Below are 14,665 nucleotides of genomic sequence, written 5' to 3'. Positions count from 1 at the left end.
CTTATCGGGCTTATGGCTAGTCGATTAATGCTTGCTGGAACCAAGCGGTTTTTGCAATATCATCGGCTGTCAGCGGTTTGCTGAAAAAATAGCCCTGGAAGCGCTGGCAGCCAACGGTTTTCAGATAATCAAACTGGGCTTTGGTTTCCACGCCCTCAGCAGTAATTTCCAGCTCCAGATCATTGGCCAGGTGGATGATAGCCGGCAATAGCTTATCATGCTTATTCTCGTCAATGCGCTGTACAAAGCTACGATCAATTTTAAGGCGGCTCACCGGCAGCTTATCCAGATAACTCAGTGATGAATAACCGGTACCAAAGTCATCCAGCGCAATGGCAAAGCCATGTGCAACGAGTTGCTGCAATTGTTCAAATGAACCGGAACCCGCCTGAATCAAAATGCTTTCCGTAATCTCGATGACCAGGGCATGATTGGGCAGCTCATGGTGCTGCATTCGTGCTAACAGTTGCTCACACAACTCTGGATCGGCCAAATCCTGGGCACTAACGTTGATATTCAAACTTAGCTCAGGCCACTGTTGGCGCCATAGCTGTAATTGCGGCAGTCCCAAATCCAGCATCTGGCGAGTCAGGTAGCTGATTAAACCTTGTTCTTCCAGCAACGGAATAAATAGTGCCGGTGAGATATTGCCTTGCTCAGGATGCCGCCAGCGAGCCAATAATTCCAAACTGGTGAGTTTATTGTCGGCTGAAAATATCGGCTGAAATACGCAGGAAAATTGCTTTTTGCTAATGGCCTGACGAATGGTTTGGCTTAACTGCTGCCGTAAATCAATTTTTTGTTGTTGCTGCGGATCATAAAACCGAAACTGATGGCCGGCTTTTTTTTTAGCTTCGTAAAGCGCTGTGCTGGCGTGCTGGAGCAATACATCGGGCGCTTGCTGCTCACTGACCAGGCAAATACCGACACTGGCGGTAAAGTGAATACTGACATCAAAGTTCGTTGATATTTGTTCCAAAACCAGCAGCATGTGCTCGGTAAATTCTGCCGCTTGTTCCAACGTAGTGAGTTGGCGGCACAGCAACCAGAACTCATCGCCGCTTTCGCGGTACAGATGATCCTGCTCACTCAGCAGTTGAGCAAGCTGCCAAGCTATGGTTTGTAGTACCAGATCGCCGGTTTCCCGGCCGTAGACATCGTTGATCAAATGAAACTGGTCCAGATCCAGTTTCATCAAACAAAGGGTGCCTTCACGATCTGAGTTTTTTTTCAACTCACGTTTTAATTGCCACAGGGTAGGCAGAGCGGTCAGAGTATCGATGTGCTGTATTAGCTCCGGTCGTTGGATAACAGCGCGCTGTTCTTGCTTTAGTAGGCGACTGCGTTTTACTTTGGCTTCAACGGTCATAAGCAAGCGCCATGGCGCTATAGGTTTTTGAATAAAATCATCACCCGCGAGATCTGCCTCAGCCATGCGTTCGTTACCTTCTTGCTGTTGAGCCATAAAAATAAGCGGTGTATTGGCTAGCCCTTGATGTTGACGGACAATTTTACCCAGTTCAATGCCGCTGCAACCTTTCAGGTTTAAATCTATCAGCATCAGTTCGGGTTTGATTTTTATGGCCAGCTCGTAAGCTGCTTTGGCCTCTGTGGCGGTGGCGACTGTGTAGCCGCCCATACTCAGCGCATGTCGATAGAACCGCAGTACATCTGCATCCGGGTCCACCAGCAAAATCTGATAGGGTTCTGCTTTTTCTTTGTGAATAAGCTTATTCAGCTGGTGCAGCACTTGCTTTGGATCTACAGGCTTGAGCATTAAGTGCTGACAACCGGCCCGGGCTGCTGCCAATCGTGCTTCAAAGGTATCGTACTCACTAAAACACAGTACCTCGGGTTGATAACCCAATTGATGCTTGCTGCTACAGATGGCTTCGAGGCTCAGACAGTGTTGATGGTGCAGCTGGATAGAGCAAAGGACCACCTGAGGCTTGGTTCGTAGCAGCGTATCGTACAAATTTGCGGCATCGGACTCGATGACCAGGTTAAAACCATGAGCTCTGAGTTCGCCAGCCAGGCATTCGGCAGCCTGTTCATCTTGGTCAAACAGCAAAACACCAGGCAAGTCATTATCTTGGGCCTCGAGAAGATGCTCAGTCTGGTTACGATGTTTGCTTTGGGTTGTGCTGCTAAGCTGTTGTTCCAGCACTTCCATGCAGTTGTGCTCTTGGATGCGCTGTGTTAGCTCGTCAGAAAATGGTTTTGCCAGCAAGGCAGCCAATTGTCCGGCACTGTCCCTTACCCCCTTAAAGCTATAGATTTCAGCAGCACCGGCCAGCTGGCGGCACAAACGTTTTAACTCTTGACGGGCGGTTAGATCATCATTGGCAAGATAAAGCTGCCAGCACTGAGACAGCTCAGTCGTTTTTTGCTGCAGGTTGGCACGAAAACTGTGCTGCATGTCCAACCATTTACTGACTTCATCCTTAGGCATCTGACTGTACTCCGATATCCTGAAAGTCCCTAAAATCTATACTAGCGGACATTCCTGCAGACAGCTTGAGTAAAAATGAACATTACTCTGATAAATCTATGATATTTTTTGTCGTCATGTTTTACGATGAAGCCAGATGATAAGGGCAACAGCCGCTGGCACCGTTATCACAGGTTAATTTGCTGCATAACTTTGCGTATTAAGCTTGGCATCCCCAAATTCACACCATTGCAAATTCATTGCGTAGTTCTATAGTTAGGATAGATAAGGGAATCATTAAGCAGGTGCTATGCTTCAACGTAGCTATACGATACTGGTGGTCGATGATGTCACTTTGATGTGTGACTTTCTGTACGGTGCTGTCAATCGGATCCCGAATTGCAGTGCTCTGAAAGCGTTGGATGGAAAAACAGCACTCGAATTACTGGAAGAGTCCACCGTTGATATGCTGATCACCGATCTGGAAATTAAAGCGCCGGATGGGCTGGAGCTGATCAAACGCATACGGGCCGGTAAGCTACCAACTGCTCATGATATCCCGATCCTGATTTTTTCCGGCAATGCTTATCTTGCCCAGGTGCAACAGAGCATTGCCTACGATGTGAACGACTTTCTGGTCAAACCTTTGTCTTTTGATGCGCTGGGTAAAAAAGTGCTGCATCACCTAACCCATGAGAAATTTATTCAACCTGCCCACCATTATGCCCACCTGTACCAGAAAGAGCTGGATCAACCAAAAGAGCCACCGAAAGAACCTTCACGTAAGGTCAGTGCTTCCATAGTACGCCAGGCTCCCCCTCAGGAAGAAACAGGCTACTTACCAGCAGCAGATGATGAAACAACCCTGCAAAAAGAAAAAGACTTTTTGAATTGGCCGGAAGATTCTACCACCGGTATTTATCAGCTGGATCGGCGCTTAAAAAAATTTGCTTTTAATTTAAGCTGTTTTCATAACGTCTTTGTGAAAGACTGCAAGTTGGTGGCCATGGAAGCGGAGCGAAAGCGAACCTGCGAAGCCATTGATTACTTGAATTACGTGGTCAAGAACCTGCAAAAGCGGGAGGGCCGGCCTGAGTTTTGGCATCAATTCAAAGTGCAACTGATTAAGCTGAATAAATTAGGCCAGCAACTGGAACAGGCCGATTTGCGGCACAACTCGCTGGTGCTTGATCTGCTGAAGCGCTTTTCTTACTGGTGGATGCAAACGATCAACCGTCCTCTGGTACAAAAATTGACCACGACTGTGGAGAAGCTGCATGACTGAGTCATTTGAAAGTTCCATTCATGGTATGCCGGTGTTGGACTTGCAGGTCTTGCAGTCGTTTTATGGTGAATTAACAGAGGAAGAAATCACGATGATTTTGCAGCGCTTCTATCAGGAAGCTGGTGCGTATCATCAGCGTTTAAGCCAGGCACTGGCCATGCAAAATGTGCTGGATATTATTCAAATGGCGCACAAGTTAAAAAGCATGGCCGCTATCACTGGCGCGCAGCAGTATTCAACGCTCTGTATTCAGATAGAACGAAGGATGCGTGAAGATGCCTTCGATGAATTGGACCATCTGGCCAGTTATTTGTCGTTGATGTGGCAGCAGTTGGAGCAATGCATCCAGGCCCGGACCAGTCAGAAGGGGCAAGCATGACAACTGCCCGTGTGCTGCTGCTGGATGACGACTCTTACATGCTGAATGCTTATCAGCGAATGCTGCGTGCAGCGCCTTATCCCTGTCATTTTGAGCAGAGCTGCTCGCAGGCCAGGCAGTTCTTAGCGGAGCACCCAACCGAACTCTTGCTGATAGATTATCTGATGCCCGAGCAAAATGGCCTGGATTTTTGCAAAGGACAGTCAGCTTGGGCTATGGCCACACGCTGCTATTTGCTTTCGGGAATGGAGACCACCTCAGAGATGCAACAGGCTGTGACGCAAGGCCTGATCCAGGGGATCTTAACTAAACCCATCACCAAAGCTGAGCTGCTGGCGTTTCTTCATCAGCAGTTGTCATGAGCCTGTCATCAATTGGAAGTTCCGGAGTACAGCCTATGCAGCCAACCATGATCGCCGTTAACTTGCTGCGCACTAATCTGCTGCTGGTTAGCTTTGTCTTACTAGGCGTTGTGCTGCATAGCTGGGTGTTGCAACCAGGTTTCCCTGCATTTTGGTTATTGCAGTCGGGTGATGCATTGTTTTTAGTTGCTCTGTTGTTGGTTCAACTATGTTATGTACTGAACTTGGTAACGCATCGGTATTTACTGGGCTTGCTTTTGGTGTTCATTGGGCTGATTGCTTTTGGTTGGTATCAAAGCAACCTGTTGATGTTTAAAGTCTGGTTCGAACCCGACCCTCCTTGGTTTAGCCTGGGGGTATTGTTGGCACTGACCTTGCTGTCCGCAGCATGGTTGTTCCGCTTGTTAGCCAAGGCGCGTTATCGCTGGCTTGGGGTGCATTTTTTTGTCGGTATGGGCTTGTTGTTGGTATTGCTGGCATTGATGCCATGGCATGGTTGGTTTTGGTTGTCTTTTGGTGTGCATCAGTCGATGCATAGTTTTTGTGCCGTATTGATCGCTTTACTGATGAGCAATGAGCTGTTGCTGGATAAAGTAAAACGGCCCCTGCATGCGGGTATTCGTCGCATTGCAAGCCTGTTTATTGTCGCCATTGTCTTCTGTGCTGTTTCACTCTGGTGGTATTTACAACAGATAGAAAACCAGGCTTTACAGCGACAATCATCTGAGATGGTTGAGCAATTGCTAAAGGATAAGCTGCATGAACTAACGCACTATCAGTTGCTGATCAAGCGTATGGCGGATCGATTGGCTGTGTTTGGCGATGGAGCACTAGATACGCTCTGGCAATTGGATGCCAATGGTTATTTAAGGGACTATGCGGCCTTACAACAGCTAACTGTACTGACGGAATCCGACGCTGAATTACTAAGCCAGGGGCGAACCGAAGCCATGACGGTATGGTATCGACAGCAGGTTCAGCATTTAGCGCAATTGCAACAAGCCTTGAGCAACCAGCGCGAGGATATCTTGCTGGTGACAGCACCAGATCAGGGGTTATGGCTAGTGCTCTTGATACCTCTTAAAATCAAGGAGCAGCCTGCACTCTTAGTGAGCAGTCTGGATTTAGCTATATGGGCTCAGTATTTGCAGCGTACCCAGCCAGGCTTGCTGTTGTCATTACGAGTTCGAGCTGGTGATAGGGTACATCACTTGCTGCCTTCTTCGGTGGCAACCGAGATTCCAGCTTATCAACGTTTGTATACGACTGAGCGGCTCCTTATCGCGGACAGTGCCTGGCAAGCTGAAGTATATCGTGACTCGAATTTCTGGTTACGTTATTTGGGCTTCCCACCCGCTGTTCTGCTTTTGCTGGGTTACTTGGTAGCTTTTGGCTTGATGATAAGCCATAGCTTGTTGTCTTTTACCAATCGAAGTCGTCAGGCTTTATTGACCAGCAACATGCAGCTCACCAGCAGCCTGAAACAGCAATCTGAGTTAATGGTACTGAATCAGGCGATCATGACCTACTCCAGAGATGTACTTACCATTGTAAATGCCGATGGTTATTTTGTGCAGCTCAGTGATGCTTGTGAAACTGTATTTGGTTTTTCGCGGCAGGAATTAATGGCAAGGCCTTTTCTGGACTTTGTGCATCCCAAGGATCAGCAAGCCACCCGTGAGCAAGCGGAAAAAATTCAGCAGGGGCAGGAAACGCTTGATTTTAGAAATCGCTATCTGCATAAAAATGGCAAAATTGTCTGGTTGATGTGGTCGGCGCGCTGGGTGCAAGAGAGCAATACCATGTTCGCTATAGCTCGTGATATTACGGCGCTGGTACAGCAAGAAAGGATCAGCAGGATCCGCACTCAGGCGTTGCAGCAAATCTCCACCAATCAACCGCTTAAGATGGTATTGGATGACTTATGCCGCTATTACGAACACGAGTTCGATGACTGCCATTGCTCGGTGATGTTGGTTAAGCAGCAGCGATTGCAGCTGGTCTCAGCGCCCAGTATGGATCGTCAGTTGATGGCAGAGCTCGATGGTTTGCCGCTAGAAGGCGACAGTGGGGTTTGTGGCGCCGCCGTTCGAAGCAAAGCGCCAGTACTGGTCGCTGATGCCACTAAAGACGCTCGGATGCAGTCGTTTCAGCAATTGGCCAGGCAGCACCAAATTAGGGCTTGTTGGTCATTCCCGCTGCTGGCACAAAATAACGAGGTGCTGGGTACCTTTGCCATCTATTACCAGCGGCCAGGCTTACCGGCAGATGCTGAGCACTTGCTGATCGATGCCTGCGCCCAACTGGCGGTGATTGCAATTGAGCGCACGGAAGACCGACGAAAAGTGCAGCACAGTGAACAGCGCTACCGTTCATTGTTTTTCTCCAATCCGGATCCAATTTTTGCTTTAGATTTGCAGGGCAACTTTACTGCCGCCAATCGGGCCGCTTGCTTTTTATGGCGGCAGTCGGAGCAAACACTGCTGCAGAGTTCTTTTATTCAGCGGCTGCCTGCCACCGAGCAGGCCAGAGTCACTGAGTTGCTACATAAAACAGCTCATGGCAGCCCTCAGACCTATGAGCTGACATGTCGCTTGGCAGGCGCTTTGCACACGCTGCAGTTAAGCCATACGCCTATTCATGTTGAGCACCAGGTGGTAGGGATTTTTGTCATTGCCAAAGATCTCACGGAGAAGCTGCATGATCAGGAGCAATTGCGTTTATTTCAGCGTGCTATTGAGGCCTCTTCAAACGGAGTCATTATTACCGATGCGCGAGAGCCGGATCATCCGATTGTTTATGTGAATAAAGCTTTTGAGCGCATTACCGGTTATAGCGCGGCGGATGCGATGGGGCGTAATTGTCGCTTTTTGCAAGGTGACTACCGGGATGCCGGCGTGGCAGAGGAAATCAAAGCCAGCCTTGAGACCCATGCTGAATGCCATGTGCTGTTAAAGAATGTACGCAAGGACGGTACTTTATTTTGGAATGAACTTTACATGGCACCGGTGCCGGATGAGCAGGGTCAGATCAGCCACTTTATAGGCGTTCAGAATGATGTTACCAGCCAAAAGTCGTTTGAAGATGAACTGGCATTTAATGCCAGTCACGACATTTTGACCGGTTTGCCAAACCGGGCCTTACTGCATGACCGGCTAAATCAGGGTTGCCGGATGTCAGCTCGCAGTAAGCGTAGCCTGGCAGTGCTGTTTATCGATTTGGACGGCTTTAAATTGGTGAACGATACGCTGGGGCACCTGATGGGGGATCAGTTGTTGATGGAAGTGGGCCAGCGCTTATCCGAACACATCCGGCCGGGGGATACTCTGGCCCGCTTGGGAGGCGATGAGTTTGTCTTGTTATTACCTGAGTTGCACCATGAAGAAGATGTCGTGCTGATTGCGGAGCGGATCCTGCATCATCTGAATCAAACCTTCACCCTACATGGACAGGAGCTGCACATAAGTGCCAGTATCGGCATCACGGTATCATCCGGTGAACTGGACGAGCCCACCAGGTTAATCCAGCAAGCTGATTTGGCCATGTTTAAAGCAAAACAACTGGGGCACAACAATTACCAGTGGTACAACCGTGAGTTGAATCAGGAGCTGGGCCGCCAGCTTACGCTGCGCACAGAACTGCAAAAGGCCATTGCCGCCAAGGAGTTTGTGCTGCATTATCAGCCACAATACGATGCGCTGAGTAACCGAATCATTGGCATGGAGGCCTTGTTGCGCTGGAAGCATCCCACTTTGGGTAATATAGCGCCTGCCGATTTTATTCCAGTAGCGGAAGACAGTGGCCAGATCATCGCGCTCAGTGAATGGGTGTTGCACACTGCCTGCACCTTTGCCGCTGAGTTACAGCAAAAAGGCTATCAGGGGCTGGTGATGGCCGTGAATGTTTCGTCGTTGCAGTTTCAACGCACAAATTTTATTGAAACCATCCAGACGGTGCTGCAGGCGCACCAATTACCGGCAGCCTCATTGGAACTGGAACTGACGGAGTCGGTGTTACTGAATCAAACCGAGGTGGCGATCCATAAGTTGCATCAATTGAACAAGTTGGGGGTTAGCATATCCATCGATGACTTTGGTACCGGTTTTTCCAGTCTAAGTTATTTGAAACATTTACCGTTGCAGAAAATTAAGATCGATCGTTCCTTTATACGGGATGTGATTCGGGATAGGCACGATGCCGCTATCACCAAAGCCATTATTTCGATGGCGCATCACCTGCAAATTAAGGTGATTGCCGAAGGGGTTGAGACCAAAACTCAGGTGGCTTTTTTACGCAAACATCAGTGCGACGAGTTTCAGGGCTACTATTTTGCCAAACCTATGCCTGCTAAAGAGCTACTCACTACTCTGGCTGCTGCGCAGTCAAGGCTTGCTGATGAAGATGCAGAGAGCAGCGACAACCACAGCAAGAAGATCCTGCTGCTGGATGATGAAGAGAATATCTTAAAGGCCCTGGTTCGGGTGCTGCGCCGTGAAGCGTATCAGATCTATAGCGCCACCAATGCGGAGCAAGCGTTTGAATTGCTGGCGTTGCATAATATTCAGGTGGTGGTTTCCGATCAACGGATGCCTGGGATGAGTGGCACTGAGTTTTTGAGTAAAGTGAAAGCCATGTATCCGGAGACGGTACGCTTGGTCTTGTCCGGCTATACCGACATATCATCAGTAACGGCGGCCATCAATGAAGGGGCTATTTATAAGTTTCTGACCAAACCCTGGGATGACAACAAGCTGCGGGAAGAAATCCGTCTGGCTTTTCAGCATCAGGAATCGATACAGGCTGAACCAGTCGTAAAGAAAGTAGGTGCTGATTCATTCTAGTAAAGGAGTGATAATGGAAACAGGGGACACCACGCAATGGCATCAGGTGCTGGCTTTCTTGTTCGAGCGTTATCTGTATCTGGACGAGCAGGGCCGGGTAGAAAGTTGCAGCCCGGAACTGGCAGCGGTTGCATTGCAGCAAAGCTGGCAACAATTATTACCAGGCCTGACATGGCGTGAGCTGGAGACGATGCGTGTAGCCGTGCGCTCGCACAATGAGTGTGCAGCGGTACCAGCTTGCCAGCTTGAGTTGGCTAAGCCACTGCAGCAGGCTTTGTTGCATCCGATGCTAGCTCGGGTGCTTGATCTGGCGTTTATGGAGGCCCAGTTTTCCGGCGCTCTGATTTACTTTACGCCATCGGAAGAGCAGGGCGATGACTCCGAGCATTTGCAGCATCAACTGGATCATATGAAAAACCAGCTATTACAAGCCGAGAAGATGGCCGCCATCGGGCAACTGGCGGCAGGGGTCGCTCATGAGATCAATAATCCTATCGGTTATGTTTCTTCCAATTTGCAGACACTGGCCGATTATTGCCAGCAATTGATCGCTTTAATCGAACAATTGGCTAATCTGTTGCCCGCCGACCAGTTGCAGCCCATTTTTCAGCAGCACGATTTCGACTTTGTGCGGGAAGACTTTCAGGGGCTGCTGCGTGAGTCGGACGAAGGCATTCAACGGGTGATTGAAATTATACGGGCGTTAAAAGATTTTTCGCACAATGATGAAGGGGAATTTGTGCAGGCCGATATTCACCATGGTATTAAGACGACCCTAAGTATTGTAAACAATGAAATCAAGTACAAGGCAGAAGTGAAGCTGGATTTTGCTAAGTTACCAGAGATTGAGTGCATTCCCTCTCAGCTTAACCAGGTGTTGATGAATTTGCTGATAAACGCCTGTCATGCCATTGATACTCATGGCAAAATAACCATCCGTACGCGCTTGCATGGCCAATGGGTCAGTCTTGAGGTGATTGATAATGGCAAGGGCATTGCCCCGGATCATTTGAGCCGTTTGTTTGAACCATTTTTTACCACTAAGCCGGTTGGCAAAGGGACTGGTCTTGGTTTGGCATTATCGCACAGCATCATAGATAAGCATCAGGGCCGGATCGAAGTAGAAAGCGAGCCTGGGCAGGGTAGCTGCTTTCGGATCTGGCTGCCTTTGCGGCAAGTGCCAGCTAAGGCGCATTAATGATTCTTTTGCTCATCCAGCAAAAACTGCTCTAAACGCTCTTTGGGTAATGGTGGCGAGTACCAGTACCCCTGAATGAAATGGCAGCCTTGTTGCTGCAGGTAGTTGAGCTGGTACTCGGTTTCGACCCCTTCGGCGATACAAGGCAGCTGCATATTGCGAGCCAGGGCTATGATGGTGTTTAAGATGGCATTCTGACTGCCGGCCTGCACATCTGAAACAAAGCTACGATCAATTTTAATCAAATCAATCGGAAAGTCTTTTAAGTAGGTCAGCGACGAGTAGCCAGTACCAAAATCATCCAGGTACAGCTGAACACCCAGCGCTTTTAGCCGATGCATGTTGTCAATGGCCCGCAGCCGGTTTTTCATCAGCGACGACTCCGTGATTTCCAGCCGCAGCATAGCTGGATCAATCGCTTCTTGCTCGATCAAAGCACTTAGCCTGCTGGCCAGAAGCTCTGAGCTGAGCTGACTGGCGGATAAGTTCACCGACAAATACAAAGGTAATCCAAGTTGATGCCAGCGTTGTAAATCATGCAAAGCTTTTTGCAGCGAACCCCAGGTGAGTTCTGCCATGAGATCCAGCTCTTCGGCCATAGGGATAAACTGATCCGGTGGGATCATTTTTCCGTCATTGCTCCAGCGCAGTAATAGCTCGACTCCAATGGTTTTTTGTTGCTGGCTGTCGACGATAGGCTGATAATAATTTTGCAGTTGCTGGCGCTGAATAGCCTGTTTTAGTTGGTACTCCAGCTGCATTTTAGCTTTGGTACGTTCGGGCATGCTGTGCTCGAAAATGGCGTAATCCATATCGCCATGTTTTTTCGCATAGGCCATCGCAATGTCGGCAAACTTCAGCAGTTCGTAGCTATCCTTCCCATGTTGCGGGTAACAGGCAATACCAATGGAGCAGCTGATGCTGACCAGTTGTTGGTCCAGCATGACAGGTTTGGCTATTAAACTGTGCAGCGCATCTGATTTTTGCGCAATGTGAGCCATGCTATTGGTAAGCATGACATACACAAACTCATCGCTGCCGAGATGGGCCAGGATTTCTTTTGGTTGCAACTGGCTTTGTAAACGCGCAGCCACGATTTGCAGCAAGGTGTTGCCATGTTCATGCCCCATGCTGTCATTGATGTGCTTAAAGCGATCGAGATCAATAAAGAGTAAACTAAAGCCGTGTTTGGGCGGCGTTTGCAGCAGGGCATCGATTTGCTGCAACAGGTTGTTGCGGTTGGGTAGCTGGGTCAGGCTATCGAAATGGATTAAATGCTCTAGTTCTTGCTCGGTCAGTTTTTGCGCGGTAATGTTGGTGTAAATTCCGGACACATCCAACAGCTGTTGGCCGCGAAGTGTCACCCGGCCAATGTCTTTAAACCAGTGCCATTTTTGCTCAGCGTCACGCACCCGATAGACTTGCTGAAAATGATCATTCAGCCCATCACACAATTCTTTCCAGCCATGCAGATAATCGGCCTGGTCATCCGGATGAATGTTGCTGGCATAGTCCTCAAAGCTAAAACCGTCTTTCTCAGCTAGCCCCAGCAGTTGCAGCCGTTTCGGGTGCAACAAACTATTATCGGTGGCACTCCAGCTCCATACATCGCTGTCGGCGATATCCAATGCAAGTTGTAGTCGCTGCTGTGATTGTTGCAGTTCCCGATTCTGCTGGATCAGGCGTCGTTTTTGTTGCTGACGCCATAAAAGCCAGCTTAGCAGCATCAACATCAGCAAGAACAGATAACTTACACGAGCTAAAGGGCTTTGCCAGGGGGAGTAGGCAACCTGCAAAGACAGCTGCGCAGGCTCGCTGTAACGCTCTGAAATGGCATCAAAGGCACGAACTGAAAGGAGGTAGTTTCCAGGCCGAAGTTGTGGCAACAACAGATAGGGCTCACGGCTTTCAAAAGCTGGTATCCGGCTCGGGCCTGTTAACTCAAATTGATAGAGGGTATCTGCTTGCTGGCGGTAGCTAAAGGTGGATACATGCACGCCCAGGCCGTAATCATCGTGCCGAAGCTGCAATGCTTGCGTAGCCTTAGGCTGCAATAGCGGTGGTAAAGTACGAGAGAACAAAGACAACTCTGAAAAACGCAGCGTCGGTTGTTTTGGGTTCTGTTCGATAAAGTCGGCCGGGTTGACCAGGCTGATACCCCGGGTCGAGCCAAAAGCAAGGCGGCCATCGGCTAAGCGGGTGCCACTTAATCCATTGAACTCATTGTAAGCCAGCCCTTGTTGGCTGGTAAATTGCCGAAAGCTGCCTGTTTTAGGATTAAAGCGCCACAAGCCTGAGTGGCTGCTCATCCAGAGCATGCCTGCATCATCTTTCTCCAGTTGATACAAGGTGGTGGTGGGCAGGGAACCACCGCCAAATAGCAATTGCCGCTGTGTTAACGTCTGACGATCAAGCTCAACCAGCCCCAGACCGTGAATGAGCAACCACAGGCTGTCACCAACCGCTTGGACTCCTTCAACATAGGCACTGCTTTGCCGGTATCCTTGTGGCAATTGATACAAGGCTTGAGGGGCGGTCTGGTTGGAATGAACCGCCCAAAGGGTAAAGTTATCGTAAAACAGCATGGTGCCGGGTTGATCAGGATGTTCAGCTACCCAGTGACTGGCCCAGTCGCTGTGAAATGCCTGCTGCAAACCATCGAGTGGTTGGATAGTGAGATCTGGCTGCACCACAAAAAAGCCGCCCTCATTGTGCACGAAGAGAGCACCGCCAGAGCTTATGGCCATGCTGTAAGGCGTGGAGCTAAGCGCTGCCGCAGTGGCTTCTGGCAAGCTTAACAGTTGTTGTTGCTGACGACTAAATAAGCGGATCTGGTAAGGATTCATTAGCCACAGGCCATCGTCATTGTTTGCACCAATCAAGCTGTAGAAGCTGGCTTCTGATTCTGTGGCCTTGGGATCCGGGTTGACAAAAAAAGCCTGACTTTGCAGGGTTTGCAAGTCAAGGCGGTTCAGGCCATTTTGGGTGCCGGCCCAGAGGCTGTCTTTATCACTTACCAGGCTGTAGACAAAAGGGTGGCTTAGCGGCTGGCGTTCAGCAGTGTTGATGATATTGCTAAAGCGTTGCTGATTAGGTTGCCAGTAATAAGCGCCATCGCCTCGGGTACCTAACCAGAAATTACCATGCTGATCTTGAATAAAGTCGACAATGCTGTCATCAAAGTAGGCGTAACGCGTCCGCCCCGGCCGAAATAGCTCGGTGACTTGTCTGCTGGTTAGATCCAGTGTCAACAGCCCCTGATTGGTTCCCAGCAGTAATTGTTGTTCCTTTACCTGGATGCGCCAAATATTCTGTTCACTTAACAGAGTTTTCGCCGTAATCGACTGGCGCAGTGCTGATTGGTTTAATTGAGCCAGCTCATCTCTGTTTAGCGCATATAATCCTTCTACAGTGCCAACAAAGACAGACTGCTCATCCACTGCCAAAGCTTTGCTATCCAGCTGGTCCCGATTCGGTTCTGACAGGTAATCCAATTGCCAGCTATGGTGTGTCTGGCGATCATGCAGCCAGAGTCCCTGACTGCTGGCGATCAATAGGTAATGATCGAATGCCAGCAAGTCTCGGATATAGTGCAGGTGAATGTCATGGCTAGGGAGAGTAAACAGCACCTGCAGGAGACCATTTTGCAGCGTGAGTACCCGGGTAGAGTCGGCATAAAGTGGATCCCCAGTTATATCAGGCCGGATCAGGTAAATCAGTTCATCGCTATAATCGGCTAATTCTGGGTTTGGTCGATGCAGAACACTGCTACTTCCATCGCTAAGATCGAGCTCCAGCAGGCCTTCAGAGCTGGTTGCCAGCAATAACCGATCCTGTGCTGGAAAAAATAAATCGTAAATAACAGTATTTGCAGGCAATTGTTCCGATACAAAAGCCCGGCTACGATAGCCATCAAAGCGATCCAGCCCGCCGTCGGTTGCCAGCCATAATTGATGCTGCTGATCCAGCAGCAGACGATTAATGTGCCCCTGGCTTAGCCCGTTATCCGGAGATAAACGAAACACTTGCTGTGTCTCAGCATGCAGCAATAAGGGGGCGATTAACAACACGATCAGTGCCAGACAACGGCCTGATAATACGCTCATTCAGCACTCAATCCGATGACAAAGCCCATCCTTGAGGCAACTAACATTCATTGCTTTACTTTG

7 protein-coding genes are annotated in these 14,665 nt (G+C 49.2%); 5 read left to right on the top strand and 2 right to left on the bottom strand.

The features are described 5' to 3' along the window. Positions 1-16 precede the first annotated feature (16 nt). Complete coding sequence (locus tag BLW37_RS04445; protein WP_091340191.1) at positions 17-2,452, bottom strand: EAL domain-containing protein; 2,436 nt, start codon at positions 2,450-2,452, stop codon at positions 17-19. Positions 2,453-2,741: 289 nt separating this feature from the next. Here BLW37_RS04445 and BLW37_RS04440 point away from each other — a divergent pair, with 289 nt between their 5' ends. From BLW37_RS04440 to BLW37_RS04420, 5 genes are read left to right on the top strand one after another with little or no spacing between them, the layout of a single operon-like run. Further along, the gene (locus BLW37_RS04440) at positions 2,742-3,716 is read left to right on the top strand and encodes a response regulator (RefSeq protein WP_091340184.1); all 975 of its coding nucleotides are present in this window, start codon (positions 2,742-2,744) and stop codon (positions 3,714-3,716) included. Next, positions 3,709-4,095, top strand: coding sequence for an Hpt domain-containing protein (locus BLW37_RS04435; protein WP_091340181.1), 387 nt, complete (start codon positions 3,709-3,711; stop codon positions 4,093-4,095). Before BLW37_RS04440 ends, BLW37_RS04435 begins: the two co-directional genes overlap by 8 nt. Next, on the top strand, positions 4,092-4,457 hold the full coding sequence (locus BLW37_RS04430) for a response regulator (protein ID WP_171907543.1): 366 nt from the start codon (positions 4,092-4,094) through the stop codon (positions 4,455-4,457). Before BLW37_RS04435 ends, BLW37_RS04430 begins: the two co-directional genes overlap by 4 nt. Before the next feature lie 35 nt (positions 4,458-4,492). Further along, the gene (locus BLW37_RS04425; protein ID WP_171907542.1) at positions 4,493-9,298 is read left to right on the top strand and encodes an EAL domain-containing protein; all 4,806 of its coding nucleotides are present in this window, start codon (positions 4,493-4,495) and stop codon (positions 9,296-9,298) included. A 13-nt stretch (positions 9,299-9,311) separates the two neighbouring features. Next, a complete protein-coding gene (locus tag BLW37_RS04420; protein ID WP_245785611.1) occupies positions 9,312-10,496 on the top strand; it encodes an ATP-binding protein in 1,185 nt (394 codons plus the stop codon). On the opposite strand, the gene BLW37_RS04415 is transcribed toward BLW37_RS04420, so the two are convergent. Then, a complete protein-coding gene (locus BLW37_RS04415) occupies positions 10,493-14,602 on the bottom strand; it encodes an EAL domain-containing protein (RefSeq protein WP_091340172.1) in 4,110 nt (1,369 codons plus the stop codon). The genes BLW37_RS04420 and BLW37_RS04415 overlap by 4 nt on opposite strands. Positions 14,603-14,665: the final 63 nt, after the last annotated feature.

The sequence above is a fragment of the Alkalimonas amylolytica genome, from assembly GCF_900107845.1.
Taxonomy (GTDB): domain Bacteria; phylum Pseudomonadota; class Gammaproteobacteria; order Enterobacterales; family Alteromonadaceae; genus Alkalimonas; species Alkalimonas amylolytica.
This window is presented reverse-complemented; position numbering and strand designations above follow the sequence as displayed.